Here is a 19,149-nt window from a genome sequence, read left to right as displayed (position 1 = left end):
GCGTCTCCTGACGTCCTTGTAACAGGCAGCCGACGCAACTTCTGCGCCGACATGTAAGATACTAAATAGCATTCAGTGGTTTTGCAAAGACGCTTTCCGGAGGACGATGACAATGGCTCACACCGCCCCGAACATCGTGTGGATCTCGACGCACGACATCAATCCGCATCTCGGTGCGTATGAGGGCGTGTGGCCCGATGCCGAGCAGGTGTCGACGCCGCGGATCGACGAGCTCGCCGCGCAGGGCGTGCGCTTCGATCAGGCGTTCGCAGCCGCACCGGTGTGCGCGCCGGCGCGATCCGCGATCATGACCGGCTGCCACCCGATCTCGATCGGCACCATGCACATGCGCACCAAGGCGGTGCCGCCGGAGGACGTGCGCCTCGTGAGCGAGTACTTCCGCGAAGCCGGCTACTACACCGCGAACAACTGGTTCACCGACTTTCAGGTCGAGACGCCACCGACGGCCTTCGACGACTGCTCCGACACCGCGCACTGGCGGGATCGGCCGGACGGCGCCCCCTTCTTCGCCGCCTTCCACAGTCTGATCACGCACGAATCGCGCATCTATCGCGATGAGCTCTACGCCGACGAGACCTCGGCGCTCGGAGACGACGAGCGTCGCGACCCCGACGACGTGACGTTTCCGCCGTATCACCCGGACACGACGCCGTTCAGAACGGCTTGGGCGCGCTACTACGACCTGATCCGCGCCATGGACGCGTGGGTCGGCGACATCCTCGACCAGCTCGAGGCCGACGGGCTCGCGGAGAACACGCTCGTCGTGTTCTGGAGCGACCACGGCGCGAGCTTCCCGCGCGCCAAGCGTTGGGCGAACGAAGCGGGCCTGCGCGTCCCGCTGATCGTGCGCTGGCCCGGACGGATCCCGGCCGCCTCGGTTCGTGACGAGGTCGTGCAGACCATGGATCTCGCTCCGACGATGCTCGCCGCGGCGGGACTCGACGTCCCCGAGCACATGCACGGCACGCCCCTGTTCTCTGCCAACGGCGACTCGCTTCGCGCAGCCGAGTACGCGTACGGCGGACGGGACCGGATGGACGCGCAGGAGGACTGCGTGCGTACCGTTCGCGACGTGCGGTATCGCTACACCCTCAACATGAATCCGGATCGTTCGGGGATGCAGTACAACTACTATCCGGACCACCTCGCGACCTGGGCAGAGATGCGCCGCCTCGTTCACCAGGAGGGCGAACAGCTGTCGCTCGGGCAACGCCCCGACGTCCTCACAGACCTCCAACGCTCCGTCGTCGCCGCCGGTCGTCCGCGCGAAGAGCTGTACGACATCGCCGAGGATCCGCACGAGACGCGCAACCTCGTCGACGATCCCGAGTTCGCACAGGTGCGTGACCGCCTGCGAACGGCGCTCGACGAATGGCGCGCCTCCGTGGGCGACCTCGGAGTGCTGCCCGAGTCCGATCTGCTCGAGCGCTGGCGACCGGGCGGCGCCCGGCACACGACGGCGACGCCGGTGGTGTCGGCAACCGGAGCCGAGCTCGCAGCAACATGCGCGACGCCCGGTGCGACGGTCGCGTGGACCACGGACCCGCCGGCCGAAGCCGCCCCTTTGACCGGGATCCAAGAGCAGTCCGGATCGCCGAAGCAGGACGCCCGCCGCTGGCGACTGTTCAGCGGGCTCTTCACTCCCCCGAGCGACGCCGACGTCTGGGTCGGCGCCTGGCGCCTCGGATACGACCCCAGCACCGAAGTTCGCGTTCCTGCGACGACGAAGGAGGCATGACGATGCGAGCGATCGTCCTCATGTTCGACAGCCTGAACAGGCGCATGATCCCGCCATACGCCGGCGACGCATCGCGATTCCCGAACTTCGCGCGACTCGCCAAGCACACGGTCGCGTTCGAGAACTTCTACGCGGGATCCATGCCGTGCATGCCCGCGCGACGCGAGATGCACACCGCTCGCACGAACTTCCTGCATCGCAGCTGGGGCCCGCTCGAGCCGTTCGACGATTCGGTTCCCGAGATGCTGGGACGCGCGGGGGTTCACACCCATCTGGCGAGTGACCACCAGCACTACTGGGAGGACGGCGGGGCGACCTACCACACGCGCTACAGCACGTGGGAGTTCTTCCGCGGACAGGAGGGCGACCCTTGGAAGGGCGCCGTGGGAACCACGGACCCTCGGCAGAACCCGATCGCCCGCATGCGCACGCAGGACCAGGTCAACCGCTCATACATGGCGACGGAAGCCGACCACGTCCAGACGCGGACGGTCGATGCGGGAATCGAGTTCATCGAGACGAACGCCGACGCCGATCGCTGGATGCTCCAGCTCGAGCTGTTCGATCCGCACGAGCCGTTCTTCGCGGCCGAGCGCTTCCGCGAGCGGGGCGGCATCACGGACGGCGAGACGTTCGACTGGCCGCCGTACCGCCACGTCACGGAGGCAGAGACGGAGGTCGGCCAGGCGCGTGAGTCGTATCTCGCCCTGCTCGAGATGTGCGACTACTCGCTCGGCCGCGTGCTCGACGCCATGGATGAGCACGGACTGTGGGACGACACGATGCTCATCGTGAACACCGACCATGGGTACATGCTCGGCGAACGCGGCTGGTGGGCGAAGTCGACACAGCCCTGGTACAACGAACTCGTTCACCTCCCGATGTTCCTGTGGGACCCGCGGACGCAGCGTCGCGGAGAGCGCGACGAGCGCGTCGCACGGACGATCGACATTCCTGCGACGCTGCTCGACTTCTTCGAGCTCGAGGCGACGCCGGACATGGAAGGTCGCTCCCTGACCGACGTGCCGCAGCCGCAGACCGCCCTGTTCGGCAAACACGGCGACCACGTCAACATCACGGACGGACGCTACGTGTACATGCGCTCGGCTGCCACGGCGGAGGGCGCTCCTCTCGAAGAGTTCACGCTCATCCCGACGCACATGCGCTGGCGCTTCTCCCCTGACGAACTCCGCGACTGGGAGCCGGCCGAGCCGTTCTCGTTCACGAAGGGCCTGCGCACCATGCGCGTGGCAGTGGCGACGTCGTGGCTCGGTTCGTGGCAGCAGGGCACGCAACTGTTCGACCTCGCGACAGATCCGGACCAGGGGGATCCGATCGTCGACGAGGACGTCGAACTGCGCATGGCGAGCCTCCTCGTCGAGGCGATGCGCCGGAACGACGCTCCGTCGAGTCAGTTCGAACGGCTGGGACTTCCTGCAGATGGCCCCGTCACGACTGAGCATCTGCTTGCGCGTGCCCACCGCAACCGCGTGCTCGCGCAGACGGATCCGCGCCCGCGGACGGACGAGTGCGTCGCGGCGGACGTTCTCGAGACCCCGCTGCTCCAAGCGCTGCAGGATCCCCGGGTCCGCGACGTCGTGCGGCGCCACGCGCCCGGGCTCGTCGACTCCGAGCTGGTCGAGCTGCCCCCGGCAGCAACGCTGATGTCGATCGCCGGACGCGCGGGCATCGGGCGCGAGGCGCTTCTCGCCCTCGACCGCGACCTCACCGCAGCGCTCGACCTCGACGACACTTCAGCCGCCCTGCCCCGGTAGCGCGGCGGGCGCGTCACTCGACGGTCAGCACGAAACGGGCGTACCCCGTCAGCATCGGCTCCCCTGAGTCCGTCGCCTCGACGATCACGTGCACCACGGATCCCGTCGTCGCGTCGGCCGGGACCGTCGCGGTCGCGCCCGCGGATCCGAGCTCGATCTGCGCGTGCGACGTCGAGGCGTTCTCGTCGACGTACGCGCGGATCCGTACGTCGTCGCCATCGGGATCCGTCGCGGCGAACGCGAGTTCGACGGTCTCGCCCGCCCGCACGGAACGGTCGAGCGCGCTCTGTACCTCCACGCGCGGCGCGTGGTTCGCGTCGGCGTACGCCGGCGTCACGCTCCACCGCAGTCGCGCGGCGAGGTCGCGCTGGTACGCACCGAACCACTGTGCGACCTCGCCGCGGTCGACGAGCGGCCCCTCGAGCCCGAGACCGGTGTCGCCGACACTGCGCCAGCGGTGCGCGTCGTCCGGGTGCGGCTCCTGGCGGCCGCCCCAGCCGCCGAACGAGGGGTGTTCCCAGTTCCGCAGCCCGTTGTCGATGTGCAGCGCGAAGGTGGAGCTGTCCCCCTCGGACAGCCACGCGCCGGCGGGCTGGATCGGGCACCACACCACGTATCCGGCGGCCTCGAGCTCATCCTTCTTCGGATCCGTCAGACCGAAGTAGTCGCCCTCGTCGAAGCCGTCCGCCATGTGCTTGCCGTCGCCCCACACGCGGTACTCGGCGCCCATCGGGCCGACGTCGCTGACGTTCGCACGCATCCACTGCGGCGACAGGTACTCCTTGTCGCGCTCCGACACCACGCTGTGAGCGAAGTATCCCCATGCCACCGTCGCGACGTCGCGGAATTCGAGATCAGGCCAGTTCGGGCGGATATAGTCCGCGAACGTGTCGTCCTGCTCCGCGAAGGCCGTGATCACCGTGCGGTCGGTGATGAGCGCGTAGATCTCCTCCCACCTGTCGGTCCCGGAGAACTCCTCCTCGATCGACATGAGGGCGCGCGCGATGGTGTTGGTGCCACCCCACGCCTGCGCGAACACCTGCCCCGGCGCGTCGGCGAGCAGCACGTCTCGCACGAGGTCGGATCCCGGTGTCGCCTCGCTCGTGTCGCCGACGTTCTTGACGTTGCCGACCTTCACGAGCTCCCTCAGCTCGGCGGGGTGCGGGTAGCGGGAATCGTGGCGCACGAGGTTGTCGTACACCTCTGCGTACGCGTCGACCGCGACGTCGATGTGCAGCTTCTCGCCCGGAGCAGGCCAGCGATACGGCGCGAGGCCGTTCGCCGGGTCGCCGGAATAGTGGAACTTGCTCGCCGAGTACACGAGCGCAGCGATGTCGATCTCGTTGCTGTACAGCAGCAGCCGCAGCATCGAGTTCAGGTCGTCGAGCTCAGGGTCTGTCGTGACGATCACGCGAGGGACGGGCTTCATCACCGACGAGCCTACCGGCGACCCGTGACGGTTGTCGGGCGCGCGGGCTTCTACTTGCCGAGCACGAGCGCGAGCTGCTCGATGGCCCAGTCGATCTCGGTGGCGCGGATCGTCAGCGGCGGCGCCATGCGGATCGTCTGCCCATGGGTGTCCTTGACGAGCACGCCGCGCGCGAGCAGCTTCTCGCCGATCTCGCGTCCGGTTCCCGCGGCCGGATCGATGTCGATGCCCGCCCACAGTCCGACCGTGCGCACTCCGGTGACGCCACTCCCGACGAGCGCGTCGAGCCGGGTGGCGAGGTGCTCACCGAGCTGCCGCGCGCGCTGCTGCCACTCCCCGGTCGCCAGCATGTCGACGACGGCGTGTCCCACAGCTGCAGCGAGAGGGTTTCCGCCGAACGTGGATCCGTGCTGCCCGGGCTCGATGATGCCGAGCACGTCCTCGTTCGCGACGACGGCCGAGACGGGCACGATGCCGCCGCCGAGCGCCTTGCCGAGGAGGTAGACGTCCGGCTCGACACTCTCACGTTCGCACGCGAACGTCGTACCCGTGCGGCCCAGCCCCGACTGGATCTCGTCCGCGATGAACAGCACGTTCTTCTCGCGCGTGATCTCTCGCACTCGACGTAGGTACCCCTCGGGCGGCACGATCACGCCGGCCTCGCCCTGGATCGGCTCGATCATGACGGCCGCGGTGTCGTCGTCGATCGCCTGTTCGATCGCGTCGGCGTCCCCGAACGGCACGGTCTCGAACCCGGGCGCGAACGGCCCGAAGTCGGTGCGCGCGTCCTCGTCGCTCGAGAATCCGACGATCGTCGTGGTGCGGCCGTGGAAATTGTTCTCCGCGACGATGATCTTCGCGCGGTCCTGCGCGATCCCCTTGACGCGGTAGCCCCAGGCGCGCGCCACCTTGATGCCGGTCTCGACGGCCTCGGCGCCCGTGTTCATCGGCAACACCAGCTCTTTGCCGCACAGCGCGGCGAGCGCTGCCGCGAAGGGCTCCAGCTGGTCGGTCTTGAAGGCGCGGCTCGTGAGCGTCGATCGGCCGAGCTGCTCCATCGCCGCCTGCACGAGGGTGGCGTTGCGGTGGCCGAAGTTCAGTGCGGAGTAGCCGGCGAGCATGTCGAGGTACTGGCGACCATCGAGGTCGGTCACCCACGCTCCCTCGGCGGTGGCGACCGTGATGTCGAGCGGCGCGTAATTGCGGGCGACGTGTGGTTCAGTGGTCATCGGGTTCCTCCTCGCAGTTCGAGCGTGCAGCATTTGACGCCGCCCCCGCCGAGCAGCAGCTCCGAGAGGTCGATCGTCACGGGCGTGTATCCGCGCTCGGCGAGTTGCGCGGCGAAGCCGGTCGCGCGAGGCGACAGGAAGACGTTCTTGCCGTCGCTCGCCGAGTTCAGGCCGAACACGGCCCCGTCCTCCTCGGATACCTGGATCGCGTTCGGGAAACGTTCTTCGAGGATCCGCCTGCTCGGGTCGTCGAACGCGCTCGGCAGGTATGCGATCGTCGGCGTATCGCCGGGCGCAGTGACGGGATCCAGCACACTGAGCGCCGTGTCGAGGTGGTAGAAGCGGGCGTTCACGAGCGTCAGGGAGACGATCTCGCGGCCGAACACATCGGCGACCTCGCGATGGCTGTCGTCGGTCGACCGGAAACCCTGCCCGGCGAGGATCACGTCGCCCGCGAGCAGGAAGTCGCCCTCGCCCTCGTTCGTAAACTAGGGCTCGATCGTCTCGAAGCCATGGTCGCGGAACCAGTCGGCGAAGTGTCGCGACTCGCCCTGACGCTCGACATGCCGGAACCTCGGCACGTAGGCGACGCCGTCGATCACGAAACCGCCGTTGGCCGTGTAGACCATGTCCGGCAGGCCCGGCTGCGGGTCGATCAGCTCGATCTCGTGCCCGAGCGAGAGGTACGCATCGTAGAGCCGCTGCCACTGGGCGACCGCGCGCGAGGTGTCGGTGGGGTAGGCCGGTTCCATCCACGGGTTGATCGAATACGACACCGTGAAGTGCTCCGGGCGGCACATCAGATAGCGGCGGCGGTGCTGCGCGCGTTCCGGCGCGGCCACGGGATCAGAGACGGTCTGGGACATAAACGCTCCTCGTCTTCGCAAACGAATGGCGGACGCTGTCCTCCTGGCCCGGCGGAGCAACTGAACACCTACGCACGAGCACGCCACGAATATTGTGGCATGCATCGCCGACGATTTCGTGTCCGAGATGCCCCGGCCTAAGCTCTCGCCATGGGCACTGACACACAGCTCGATGTTTTGGTCCGACCCATCCGCGACGTCGATGCCGCGGACATGGGACGCGTGCACGCAAAGGTGTGGCACGAGACGTACGACGGAATGATCTCCAGCGCCACGCTCGAGGCGATCTCGCCGAAGAGGCTCGCCGACCTGTGGAGCAACTACGCGGATCGCGGGGAAGAACATCGCCACGCGGCGGCGCTCGTCGACGGCGAGATCGTCGGCTTCGCGGCCTCGGGCCCGGCGCGCGACGACGACGCTCCGGCCCCGCGGGAGCTCTACTTCGTCTACCTCCTCGACAGCTGGCACCGCAAGGGCATCGGCCGCCTCCTGTTCGACGCGGTCGTCGACGACGGCGAGCCGCTGTACGGCTGGATCGCGGAGAACTACCCCGGTGGCACCGGCTTCTACCTCAAGCGCGGCTTCGAGATCGACGGTGCGAAGCGCACCGAGCCGTTCCTCGGCGAGACGCTGACTGAGATCCGCTTCTCGCGGTGATCAGAGTCTGGGCGCCGGACGGGATCGGCGAGATCACGTCCGGCACCGATCTCGCGACGGTCATCGGCGACGCGTTCGCGACGGATCCGCTGCGGTCGGGCGACATCGTCGTCGTCACAAGCAAGATCGTCTCGAAGGCCGAGGGGCGCTTCGTGACCGCCGACGACCGCGAGGATGCCATCACGGCAGAGACCGTGCGCGTCGTCGCCTCGCGCACGAACCCCGAGACCGGGCGCACGACACGCATCGTCGAGAACCGGCTCGGGATCGTCTCGGCTGCCGCCGGCGTCGACTCGTCGAACACCCCCGAGGGCACGGTGCTGTTGCTCCCCGAGGATCCCGATGCCTCGGCCCGCGCAATCGCCCTCGCCCTGCGCGACCGCTTCGACGCGGAGATCGGCGTGCTGCTGAGCGACACGCTCGGCCGCCCGTGGCGTGACGGACAGATCGACTGCGCGATCGGCGCGGCGGGCGTGCACGTGTTCGAAGACCTCCGCGGATCCGTCGACAGCCAGGGCAGGCCGCTCGCCGTGACGTTACCGTGCGTCGCCGACGAGCTGTGCTCCGCGGCGGAACTCGTCAAGGGGAAGGCGACCGGACGACCCGTCGCGGTGGTGCGTGGCCGCGGCGACCTCGTCGGATCCCTCGACCTCCCCGGAGCGCGGACGATTCCCCGCACCGGTCCCACCGACATGTTCCGCAAGGGCTACGACGAGGCGTACGCCGACGGCATCGCCGCGGCGAGTTCATAGGCATTTCACTCGAAGGTCTCGCGCCCCGCCCGCGGACCGGCTAGAACGGTGGATGATGCCTCGAACCCGGGGCACGTCGATCCCTGTTCGAAGGACCGCAATGCGATCACGTATGACACGCAGCATCGGCGTCGGTGCCGCGCTCGCCACCGCGGGCGCGCTGTTCCTGACGCCGCAGGCCGCCCTGGCGGCGGCCGAGCCCGACACGACCGACATCCAGATCCTCGGAATCAACGACTTCCACGGGCGCCTCGAGGCCGACGCGTTCGGTGGGCTCGCCGGCGCCGCGGGACTCGTGGGCGCCGTGCGCCACTTCGAGTCGGAGAACCCCAACACGCTGTTCGTCTCCGCCGGCGACAACATCGGCGCCTCGACCTTCACGTCCTTCATCCAGCAGGACGAGCCGACGATGCAGTCGCTCGCCGTCGGAGGGCTGGACGTGAGCGCAGTCGGTAACCACGAGTTCGACAAGGGCTACGCCGACCTCACCGACCGCGTCCAGCCGTTCTACCAGCAGTTCGGCGAGGCCGACGGCTACGGCGCCGACCTCACGCTCGGCGCGAACGTCTACCACGCGGGCACGACCGACCCGGCGCTGAGCGAGTACGCGATCCGCGAGGTCGACGGCGTCACGATCGGCTTCATCGGCACCGTCACCGCCGAGACCGCCAGCCTCGTGGCCCCGGACGGGGTCGCGATGCTCGACTTCGGCGACCAGGTCGAGGCCGCCAACCGCGTCGCCGCCGCCATCGACGGCGACGTCGACGTGACGGTGCTGCTCGCGCACTCCGGAGCCGCGGTCTCGGGCGACGACGCCTCCGTGTGCGAGGCGATCGCGAACGAGGACAGCGAGTTCGGCGCGCTCGTGCGCGACGCGACCCCCGAGATCGATGCGATCATGTCGGGCCACACCCATCAGGGCTACCCCTGCACGATCAATGACCGCCCGGTCGTTCAGGGCAACGATTACGGATCCACGCTCTCGAAGCTCGACCTTCAGGTCGACGCCGCGACGAACGAGCTCATCTCGATCGCAGGATCCCTCGTGCCGCTCGCGAATGACGAGGGCGAGCCGGCCTTCCCGATCGCCGAGGACATCCAGGCGATCGTGGACGACGCCGTCGCCGTGGCCGCCGAGGAGGGCAACGTCCCCGTCGGCGCGATCAGCGAAGACATCCTGCGCGGCGGCGAGGTGCCCGGCGACGACCGCGGCGTCGAGTCGACGATGGGCAACACGGTTGCCGACGTCTACCTGTGGGCGACCACCGAGTACGGCAACTACGGCGGTGAGCCCGCCGACATCGCAGTCATGAACCCGGGCGGTCTGCGCGACGACCTGCTGTTCGCGTCCAGCGACGTGGGCGAGGGCGACGGCGTCGTGACCTACGCCGAGGCCGCCGCCGTGCAGCCGTTCGCGAACACGCTCACCACGAGCGAGATGACCGGCGCCGACATCAAGCTGATGCTCGAGCAGCAGTGGCAGCCAGGCGACGACGGGAAGCTGCACCTGGGCATCTCGGAGGGCTTCTCGTACGAGTACGCCGAGGACGCCGCCGAGGGCGAGCGCATCGTGTCGATGACGCTCAACGGCGCCGAGCTCGCCATGGACGAGACCTACACGGTCACGACGAACTCGTTCATCGCCGCGGGCGGCGACAACTTCACCGCCTTCACGCAGATGCCGTTCCGCGACACGGGTCTCATCGACCTCGAGGCCACGGTCGACTTCTTCGCTGAGCACGACCTTGTCGAGCCGTCGCCCATGGGTCGCGCGATCCCGGCCGAGGAAGCCGAGCCGGAGCCCGAGCCGGAACCTTCGGAGGAGCCCGAGCCGCAGCCGAGCGAGGAGCCCGGCCCCGACGGCGACGAGGGAGACGGTGGCGACGAGCTCGCGCCGACCGGTGGCGACACGGCGTGGGCCTTCGGGTTCGGCGCCGCCTTCCTCCTGGTCGCGGGCGTCGTGCTGGTCGCACGGACCCGCAAGGCCTGACCTGCACGGAGCGGGGCCCGCATCCTCCGGGGTGCGGGCCCCGCTCCGTGCATCCGTTCCGGTCGCGGCACGCCTCGCCCGACAGCCGTGCGTTCCCTTCGCGCGGAAAATTGCCGGATCCGCGGACCACATCGCGCTACTCGACCCGTGAATGCGGCACATGTCCGCGGATGCGGCCGGCGCGGCGCCCGTCACCCGCGCGCCCGGCGACGATCGTTCATCTGCGGTTCATCCGCCGACCACCCGCGCCCCTTAGACAAGGGGCATGCGAAAACTTCCTCGGATCCTCCTCGCGACCGGCGCGGCGTGCGCGCTCGTCGCCGCCCCTGCCGTGGCCGTCGCAGCGCAGCCCGGCGACATCGACCCGATCTACGACGCGATCGACGACGCACCCTTCCACCTCTCGGTCGCCGGCACCTTCGAGACCGGCATCTTCGACGAGGGCGCGAGCGAGATCGTGCAGGCGCACGGCAACCGACTCTTCTCGGTGAACGCGGCGGCGGGATCCGTCTTCGCGATCGACATGTCGAACCCCGCCGCGATGACCGAGCTGTATCAGGTGGGCGCGGACGGCGGGGTCGCGAACTCCGTCGCCATCCGTGAGGACGGCCTCGGCGCGATCGCACTCGAGAACGCCGACGACAAAACCGCGCCGGGGCGGATCCTGTTCTTCGATGCGAACGCGGATGCGCCGGCGGTGCTCGGCGAGGTCACGGTTGGATCCCTGCCCGACATGGTGACCTTCTCGCCCGACGGCGCCTACGCGGTCGTCGCAAACGAGGGCGAACCGGCGGAAGACTTCTCGTCGGATCCGGAGGGCTCGATCGCGGTCATCACCGTACCGTCGGGGCTCGCGGCCCCCACGCAGGACGACGTCCGCATCGCCGACTTCCACGCGTTCGAAGACGCCGAACTCGACCCCTCGGTGCGCGACGCGTTCGGCCCGATCTTGAACGAGGATCTGCCCCGTTCGACGAACTGGGAGCCGGAGTACGTCACGGTCCAGGACGGCGTCGCCTACGCGGCGCTGCAGGAGGCGAACGCCGTCGCCACGGTCGACCTCGCGACAGCCACGGTCACCGACGTCTGGGGACTCGGGTTCATCGACCGCGGCGAGGTGCCCCTCGACGCGTCCGATCGGGATCCCGAGGACGCCCCGACCATCAACATCACGACGTACCCGGGTCTGTACGGCATGCCGATGCCCGACGGGATCCAGTCGTACCAGGTCGACGGCGAAACGTATCTCGTCACCGCGAACGAGGGCGACGCGCGCGAGTGGGGCGACTACCTCGAGCCCGCGCGGGTCAAGGATCTCGGCACCGACGACGCTCCCGGCACGGGCCCCCTCTGCGAGAACCTCGCCGGGTATGAGGACGACGCCGCGCTGGGGCGCCTCGAGGTGAGCACCGAGATGGGCCTCGACGCGGACCAGGGCTGCTACACCGAGCTCTACGCGTACGGCGCGCGCTCGTTCGCGATCTACACGGCGTCGGGCGACCTCGTCTTCGACTCGGGCGCGCAGTTCGAAGAGCTCACCGCCCGTCTCGCGGAGTCGACGCCCCTCGTCTTCAACTCGGGCCACGACAACAACGAGCTCGAGAACCGCAGCGACGCGAAGGGCGTCGAGCCGGAGAACCTCACGATCGGCGAGGTCGACGGCCGCACCTACGCGTTCATCGGCTTCGAGCGCGTGTCGGGCGTCATCGTCTACGACATCACGGATCCATCCGCGCCGACGTACGTCGAATACATCAACAACCGGGAGTTCGACACGAACCTCGGGGACGCCTACGAGGAGCTCGCCGAGGCCGGTGCGAGCGACGACGAGCTCGCGGCGCTCGTGAACTCCGTCGGCGACCTCGGGCCGGAGGGCCTGGACTTCATCGCGGCCGACGCCTCGCCGAGCGGCGTGCCGATGATCGCGGTCGGCAACGAGGTCACGGGGACGACCACGCTGTACGCGCTCGAGGGCGCGCCCGGCGCGGAACCGGCACCCACGCCGGAGCCGGAGCCGTCCGAGGATCCCGAACCCGCGCCCTCCGAGGATCCGCGTCCGGACGACGAGGACGACTCGCTGGCCCCCACGGGTGGCAAGGTCGGGTGGGGCATCGCCCTCGGCGGTGCGGCCCTGATTGCGGCGGGTCTCGTCATCACCGCTGCACGCCGCACGGCGTAACCGCGACACGTGGCCGGGTCGCCGCCTCCGGGCGCGCGATCCGGCCACACCCGTGCTCGGCAGGGAATCACCCGCACAAGCCGCTCACGCCAGGCGTCCGCGGTTCGAACACATCTCCGCGATTCTGGCTCGTCCGTCCTCGCACTCCCCGTGCCATCCAGCGTCACACCGGGTCACCGCATTCGGCATCGGGTGAGCTGGACCGGTAAGAATGATCGAGTGAGTCACACGCGCGCCCGACCGACATGGATCCAGGTCCTCATCGGCTTGTTCGGCGTCGCCGCGCTCGTGTTGGTGGCCTGGTGCGGCGTCTTCGTCGTGCGGGGTCTGCTGTCGACCGAGCTCTTCACCACATTCATCACACGCTTCCCTGGCGACGCGCCGCGGCTCGCGTCGACACCGGAAGGGATCCCGGCCTTCGTGTCGTGGACCCATTTCCTCAACGCCTTCTTCCTCGTACTCATCGTGCGCACCGGGATCCGCGTGCGCACGGAGAAGCGTGCCGGCGGGCTGTGGACCTCCACGCGCGTAAAGAAGCGTCGCATGTCGCTCGCGCTCTGGGGGCACGTCGCGGTCGACGTCCTGTGGCTTGCGAACGGCGTCGTCTTCGTCGCGCTGCTGTTCATCAGCGGCCACTGGGCGCGCATCGTGCCCACGGACTGGGATGTGTTTCCGAACGCCCTGTCGGTGCTGCTGCAGTACATCTCGCTCGACTGGCCGACCGAGAACAGCTGGGTCAACTACAACGCGCTGCAGCAGTTGAGCTACGTCGTCATCGTGTTCGTCGCGGCTCCGCTCGCGGCCATCACCGGCTACCGACTCAGCGCGGTCTACCCGACCTCGCCCGCATGGCAGCGGATCCTCCCCACTGAGCTGGCGAAGCGGATCCACTACCCCACGATGCTCTTCTTCGTCGCGTTCGTCGTCGTGCACGTCGGTCTGGTGCTCGCGACGGGCGCCTTGCGGAACCTCAGCCACATGTACGCGGCCACCGACCAGGTCAGCTGGTGGGGGTTCTGGATCTTCGCCGCGACCGTCGTCCTCATGGTGTGCGGATGGCGCGCGGCGCGACGCGACGATTGGATCGCGAAGCCGGCCGCGTGGTTCGGATCCGTACGCCTCCTGAAGCGATAGTGCACCTCGGCGAGCGGACAGGTCAGCTCGTCGCGCGGATCCGGCGCACGTACTCCTCGACGCGTGCGAGGCGCGCTTCGTCGTACGGCCCCCACTCGGGGCGCGGTGTGTCCGGACCCCGGTACGGCTCGTCGCCGTATCGCTCCTGATACTGGGCCAGCTTCGTCTCGAGTTCGGCCTTGATCGACGCGTACGCCGGATCGGCGGCCACGTTGTCGACCTCTGTCGGATCGGCATTCAGGTCGTACAGCTCCCATTCGGGTTCGTAGACCTCGCGCGATGCACCAGGCACGTCGAGCCCGGCGCCGTAGTAGTAGATCAGCTTGTGATCCTTGGTGCGGATGCCATAGTGCGCGGGCGCGCCGTGGATCGGGTCGTCGTGCTCCCAGTACCGGTAGTACGCCGCGTCCGGCCAGTCTTCGACTTCTTCCCCCCGAAGCAAGGGGCGAAAGCTGCGGCCCTGGGAGGTCGGGAGAACCTCAGCGGCGTCGAATCCCGCGATGTCGAGGAACGTTGCCGCAAAGTCCACGTTGGTGATGACCGCCTCACACCGTGAGCCGGGCGCAATTTCGGCCGGCCAACGGATCAGCATCGGCATCTGCAGCGACTGATCGAACATCAGGCGCTTGTCGAACCACCCGTGATCCCCGAGGAAGAACCCCTGGTCTGAGGTGTAGACGACCAGCGTGTTGTCGGCGATCCCCTTCTCTTCCAGACGATCGAGGACGCGTCCGACGTTGTCGTCGATCGACTGCACGGTCTGCAGATAGTCGCGCATGTAGATCTGGTACTTCCAGCTCATGCGCTCGCGACGCTTCTCGTCGCCGCGGAGATGCTCGGGCACGTCCTGCTTGAGATCCTCGGATCCCATATCGTCGGCGAGCGTCATGCGCACGTTCTGGACTGCCTTGCTGCGCGTGGCGTAGTCATCGAAGAATGTCTCGGGCTCCGGGATGTTCCCGTCCGCGTAGAGGTGCGTGTGCTTCTCGTCGGGGATCCACGGACGGTGCGGCGCCTTGTGGTGCACCATCGCGACGAAAGGCTTGTCGCTGTCCTCGTCGATCCAGTCCAGAGCGAGGTCGGTGACGATGTTCGTGGCATATCCCGTGACGGTGTGGCTGCCGTTCTCGTCGATCATCTCCGGATCGATGTAGTCGCCCTGACCGGGGAAGATCTTCCATGCGTCGAAGCCCCGCGGCCGCGACACACCGTGCTCGCCGAGGTGCCACTTGCCGAACATGCCCGTCCGATAGCCGCGATCGTGCAACGCGTCGATGAAGGTCGGCACACGATAGTCCAGCTCGGTCCAGATCGACGAGACGCCGTTGACGTGACTGTACGTGCCCGTCAGGACGCTCGCGCGCGACGGGCTGCAGATCGAGTTCGTGCAGAACACGGCGTCCATCCGCGCGCCCTCATCGGCGATCCGGTCGAGGTGAGGCGTGTGGTTGACCCGGCTGCCGTATGCCGAAATGGCATGCGCGGCATGGTCGTCCGACATGATGAAGATGATGTTCGGTCTGGGCACGATCACTCCTGGTTGTCGACTGGCGGTGCGATGTTCGGAGACCAGCACGCCCCGCCCCGCGCCGTGATCGGGACCGTCGCACCGCCCCCTGAGATCATCACTTTACACATAGTTATCGAGTGGGCTCATGCCCCGCCACGTAACCTCTCCCATGCCGGATCCGGCCAGACTGCGCCCGTGCGCTCGATGCGGCGACGCAGCCGCCGTGCCGTTGTGCGGAGCCAGGAGATGTGCGAACTCGCGAGCTGGTTTCCGCGCGCGTCACCGAGAGAAGACATCTCGTCGAGCCAATCCTCCGCGAAGGGCGTGCGCGGATCGCTCTCGAGAACGGGCGCCTCCGGGTCCCATTCGACTTCTTGGTCGAGTCGGAACGCGAGCTCCGTCTCCACAAGACGCAGCGCGACAATTGGCGAAACCGCCCCGGCGAACGCAAAGTGCACTTGGAAATGAGCGTCGAGCGGGCGAGGCGACGGCGTGAACGGCGCGTCAACCCAATCCAGGTAAGCTCCCCAGCCACGCCCGGTCAAGGAGTAGACCTTGGCGTCGGGACCGCTTCGCGAACGGTCAATCTCGAACGCGAGCAGGTCACGCTCGACGAGGCGCGCGAGTTGCCGATAGATCTGGGAGGACTGCGGTACGTATCCGTATATGCGTCCCGACTTCTCGAGGTACTTGCGGACGTCGTAACCGGCGCTTGGCTTGCGGGCGAGGACTCCAAGGAGCACGGAATCGAGAAAGTTCAGCGATTCGGTGGGTCCGCTCTTCATTGCCACAAGTGACATAGTATCGCATCGTCGCCGCAACCCGCCCGACGCGCCTTCACGTTCCCCGCGCCCCAGCGGTGCCGAGCTGACGAGTGCGGATTCACCCTCCCGCGGTGCGACGAACACTAGAAACCACCGTGCCGATGACGGCACCACGGCACTCGCGAACGCCGCACACGCCGCCGCGAAGGGCGCCGAGGCACCAGCGTAGGACGTCAGCGGGCGAGCGCGCGCGGATCCGTGAGGTGCGCAGTTTTCTCCGGGTTGCGCACGTAGTACGCGGCGGCGATGCGGCCGGACTCGATCGCGAACGTGACCGCGCCGTCGATCCGACCCTCGGCGTGCACCGTGAGGCCCGCCCCGCCGTTGACCATGGCGGATCGCAGCACGCTGTCCGGGTACTGCGACAAGAGCCCTTCGAGCAGCCGCATGACGCGCTCGACCCCGACGACCGGACGTCGAGCCGCCGTCACCTTGCCGCCGCCGTCGGAGAGGAACACCACGTCCGGGGCGAGCACGTCGACAAGACCCTGCACGTCGCCGGTACTGGCGGCCACGCGGAAGCGTTCGACCACCTCGGCGGCCTCCCGGGAGCCCACCTCGCGACGCGGCCGTCGTGCAGCGACGTGCTCGCGAGCGCGGCGGGCGATCTGGCGGACCGCGTCGGTACGACGATCGACGGCGTCCGCGATCTCCTCGTACGAGAACGCGAACACCTCGCGCATCACGAAGACCGCGCGCTCAACGGGCCCGAGGGTCTCGAGTACGAGCATCATGGCCGTCGACACGCTCTCGGCGAGCACGGCGTCGTCGGCGATGTCGGGCGCCGTCAGCATGGGCTCCGGGAGCCACGGTCCGACGTAGTCTTCCCGGCGTCGCGAGACCGTGCGCAGGCGATTGAGCGCCTGCCGTGTCACAATGCGCGCGAGATAGGCGCGTACGTCGTGCACGGAGCCCTGGTCGGCGTCGTTCCAGCGGATCCAGGAGTCCTGCACGACGTCCTCCGCGTCGCTGACGGATCCGAGGATCTCGTACGCGATCGTGAAGAGCAGGCCGCGATGCGCGGAGAACTCGTCGGCGCTCATGCGGGTGAGGATACCGCGAGGGGCAACTCGCACACGTCAGAATAGCCCTGACTCTCGAGGCCGGCCGCGGCGTTGAAGCGTGATCGCAGGTTCTCGACGGCGACGATCTGGGTCAGCTCGACCATCGCGGGCGTGCCGAGGGCGTCGAGCAGCCGCGCACTGAGCTCATCGGCAACCGTCGGCGGCGTCGCGGTCATCGCCTCCGCGTACTCCATAACGTCACGCTCGAGGTCGGTGAACACCTCACTGTCGCGCCACCTGGGCACCTGACTGACCTTGCGCAGGTCGAGTCTGTTGTTGCGCGCCTCGAAGTATCCAAAGTCGAGGCACCAACTGCACCCGATGACGCCGGCGGCCGCCATCTGCGCGTACGACGACAGCGACGGATCCAGCGTGTTCCACTTCGCGACGCGGCCCTCGAGAGACAGCGTCGTCTTCAAGACCCGACGGTTGTGCCAGAGGACGTAGCCGTTATCGGGCAGCTGCCCCCACTTGCGGCGCGCGTAGGCCTTCATGAGGGCGCCGTAGAGGCCGCTGATGCGCGCCGCGGGGATCCGGAATCGACTGGGCATGTTGCACTCCTTCGAGAGACGGTTCTGCCCATAGGACACCGCCCACCGACGGAACGTGACAGCGTCGCTACACGGCGGCGGCGCGCTCGTCCTCTTCGGTCACCATGAGCTGACCGCAGGCACCGTCGATCTCCTTGCCGCGGGTGTCGCGGATCGTCGTCGGGACGCCGCGGTCGTTGAGGCGCCGCACGAACTCGCGCTGCGCGGCGATCGGCGACGCATCCCACACGGATCCGGGGGTCGGGTTGAGCGGAATCGGGTTCACGTGCACCCATCCGCGGCCGCGCTCGAGCAGCTTGTCGGCGAGCAGGTCAGCGCGCCACGGGTGGTCGTTCATGTCCTTGATGAGCGCGTACTCGATCGACACGCGTCGCCTGGTGCGTTCGAAATAGGCGCGGGCGGCGTCGAGCACCTCGTCGACTTTCCACCGCGAGTTGACGGGGATCATCTCATCGCGCAGCTCGTCGTCCGGCGCGTGCAGCGACAGCGCGAACGTCACGGGGATGTCCTCGTCCGTCAGCTTGCGGATCGCCGGGGCGAGGCCGACGGTCGAGATCGTGATCCCGCGCGCGCTCATCCCGAGGCCCTGCGTCTTGTCGACCATGGTGCGCACGGCCTGCATGACGCGCTTGTAGTTGGCGAGCGGCTCTCCCATGCCCATGAAGACGATGTTGCTGACGCGCTCGGCGCTGTTGTCATCCTCCTGCTTGCCGCCGAGCTCACCGGCAGCAATGATCTCGTTCGCGCGCACCACCTGGTCGACGATCTCGGCAGCGGACATGTTGCGCGTCAGGCCGTTCTGACCGGTCGCGCAGAACGGGCAGTTCATGCCGCAGCCAGCCTGCGAGCTCACGCACAGCGTGATGCGGCCGGGGTAACGCATGAGCACCGACTCGACGAGAGCGCCGTCGTGCAGGCGCCACAGGAACTTGATGGTGTCGCCGCGATCGGTCGTGAACCGGCGCACCTCGGTCAGCAGCGTCGGCAGCAGGGAGTCAACGAGTTCTGCACGGCCGTCCTTCGGGAGATCCGTCATCTGCTCGGGATCGCGGGTGTAACGGTCGAAGTAATGCTTAGCGAGCTGCTTTGCGCGGAAGCCCGGCAGCCCGAGCTCCGTCACCTTCGCGACCCGCTCCTCCGGGGTGAGGTCGGCGAGGTGCACGGGCGGCATGCCCCGTTTCGGGCTCGCGAACTGCAGCAGCGGTCGCCCCGCGGCGTCCTTGCGCTGCTCCCACCCCTCGGCCTTGGGCTTGACCTGGCGGATCCCCGACGTCGTCATGGTCTCTACGGTACGTGTCCGGGCTGAATGAGTTCATGCTCCATCGTGAACTCGACCATATTGTTCACCTAGAGTGCTCGTGGCGTGCCCGGTTCGGGGGACACCGGCCGCCCTCGTTCCCCCGGCGAGCATTCTCGCGTCCCGCAATCCC

At 68.1% G+C, this 19,149-nt stretch carries 14 protein-coding genes and 1 pseudogene; 7 read left to right on the top strand and 8 right to left on the bottom strand.

What is annotated here, in order from left to right:
* Positions 1 to 112: 112 nt before the first annotated feature.
* Complete coding sequence (locus tag IEW87_RS03640; protein ID WP_188710936.1) at positions 113 to 1,759, top strand: sulfatase family protein; 1,647 nt, start codon at positions 113 to 115, stop codon at positions 1,757 to 1,759.
* The gene (locus tag IEW87_RS03635) at positions 1,756 to 3,534 is read left to right on the top strand and encodes a sulfatase (RefSeq protein ID WP_229730911.1); all 1,779 of its coding nucleotides are present in this window, start codon (positions 1,756 to 1,758) and stop codon (positions 3,532 to 3,534) included. Before IEW87_RS03640 ends, IEW87_RS03635 begins: the two co-directional genes overlap by 4 nt.
* A gap of 13 nt (positions 3,535 to 3,547) precedes the next feature.
* Here the strand turns inward: IEW87_RS03635 and IEW87_RS03630 are convergent, their stop codons facing one another.
* The 3 genes and pseudogenes from IEW87_RS03630 to ddaH form a co-directional block, all read right to left on the bottom strand.
* Positions 3,548 to 4,963, bottom strand: coding sequence for a nucleoside hydrolase-like domain-containing protein (locus IEW87_RS03630; RefSeq protein WP_188710934.1), 1,416 nt, complete (start codon positions 4,961 to 4,963; stop codon positions 3,548 to 3,550).
* A 50-nt stretch (positions 4,964 to 5,013) separates the two neighbouring features.
* The gene (gene rocD / locus IEW87_RS03625; RefSeq protein ID WP_229730910.1) at positions 5,014 to 6,192 is read right to left on the bottom strand and encodes an ornithine--oxo-acid transaminase; all 1,179 of its coding nucleotides are present in this window, start codon (positions 6,190 to 6,192) and stop codon (positions 5,014 to 5,016) included.
* Positions 6,189 to 7,058 (bottom strand): annotated as a pseudogene (gene ddaH / locus IEW87_RS03620) (dimethylargininase). The gene rocD and the pseudogene ddaH overlap by 4 nt, the downstream one beginning before the upstream one ends.
* A gap of 150 nt (positions 7,059 to 7,208) precedes the next feature.
* Here ddaH and IEW87_RS03615 point away from each other — a divergent pair.
* From IEW87_RS03615 to IEW87_RS03595, 5 genes are all read left to right on the top strand, one after another.
* On the top strand, positions 7,209 to 7,715 hold the full coding sequence (locus IEW87_RS03615) for a GNAT family N-acetyltransferase (RefSeq protein WP_188710932.1): 507 nt from the start codon (positions 7,209 to 7,211) through the stop codon (positions 7,713 to 7,715).
* The gene (cofE, locus tag IEW87_RS03610) at positions 7,712 to 8,467 is read left to right on the top strand and encodes a coenzyme F420-0:L-glutamate ligase (RefSeq protein ID WP_188710931.1); all 756 of its coding nucleotides are present in this window, start codon (positions 7,712 to 7,714) and stop codon (positions 8,465 to 8,467) included. The genes IEW87_RS03615 and cofE overlap by 4 nt, the downstream gene beginning before the upstream one ends.
* A gap of 112 nt (positions 8,468 to 8,579) precedes the next feature.
* Positions 8,580 to 10,457 (top strand): bifunctional metallophosphatase/5'-nucleotidase, encoded by a 1,878-nt coding sequence (locus tag IEW87_RS03605; protein WP_188710930.1) that lies wholly within the window; start codon positions 8,580 to 8,582, stop codon positions 10,455 to 10,457.
* A gap of 265 nt (positions 10,458 to 10,722) precedes the next feature.
* Positions 10,723 to 12,636 carry a choice-of-anchor I family protein gene (locus IEW87_RS03600; protein ID WP_188710929.1) on the top strand — a complete coding sequence of 638 codons (1,914 nt, stop codon included), beginning with the start codon at positions 10,723 to 10,725 and terminating at the stop codon, positions 12,634 to 12,636.
* Positions 12,637 to 12,855: 219 nt separating this feature from the next.
* Positions 12,856 to 13,770 carry a cytochrome b/b6 domain-containing protein gene (locus IEW87_RS03595; protein WP_229730909.1) on the top strand — a complete coding sequence of 305 codons (915 nt, stop codon included), beginning with the start codon at positions 12,856 to 12,858 and terminating at the stop codon, positions 13,768 to 13,770.
* A gap of 22 nt (positions 13,771 to 13,792) precedes the next feature.
* Here IEW87_RS03595 and IEW87_RS03590 read toward each other — a convergent pair whose 3' ends face one another.
* The 5 genes from IEW87_RS03590 to rlmN form a co-directional block, all read right to left on the bottom strand.
* Entirely contained in the window at positions 13,793 to 15,298 is a 1,506-nt protein-coding gene (locus IEW87_RS03590; protein WP_188710927.1) for a sulfatase family protein, read from the bottom strand.
* Between the two features lie 125 nt (positions 15,299 to 15,423).
* Positions 15,424 to 16,080, bottom strand: a complete 657-nt coding sequence (locus IEW87_RS03585; protein WP_188710926.1) for a PadR family transcriptional regulator — start codon at positions 16,078 to 16,080, stop codon at positions 15,424 to 15,426.
* A gap of 197 nt (positions 16,081 to 16,277) precedes the next feature.
* Positions 16,278 to 17,147, bottom strand: coding sequence for an RNA polymerase sigma-70 factor (locus tag IEW87_RS03580; protein WP_188710925.1), 870 nt, complete (start codon positions 17,145 to 17,147; stop codon positions 16,278 to 16,280).
* Entirely contained in the window at positions 17,144 to 17,719 is a 576-nt protein-coding gene (locus IEW87_RS03575) for a carboxymuconolactone decarboxylase family protein (RefSeq protein WP_188710924.1), read from the bottom strand. Before IEW87_RS03575 ends, IEW87_RS03580 begins: the two co-directional genes overlap by 4 nt.
* A gap of 67 nt (positions 17,720 to 17,786) precedes the next feature.
* Positions 17,787 to 18,998, bottom strand: coding sequence for a dual-specificity RNA methyltransferase RlmN (gene rlmN, locus IEW87_RS03570; RefSeq protein WP_188710923.1), 1,212 nt, complete (start codon positions 18,996 to 18,998; stop codon positions 17,787 to 17,789).
* Between the last annotated feature and the right edge of the window lie 151 nt (positions 18,999 to 19,149).

This window comes from Microbacterium faecale (assembly GCF_014640975.1).
Lineage (GTDB): Bacteria > Actinomycetota > Actinomycetes > Actinomycetales > Microbacteriaceae > Microbacterium > Microbacterium faecale.
This window is presented reverse-complemented; position numbering and strand designations above follow the sequence as displayed.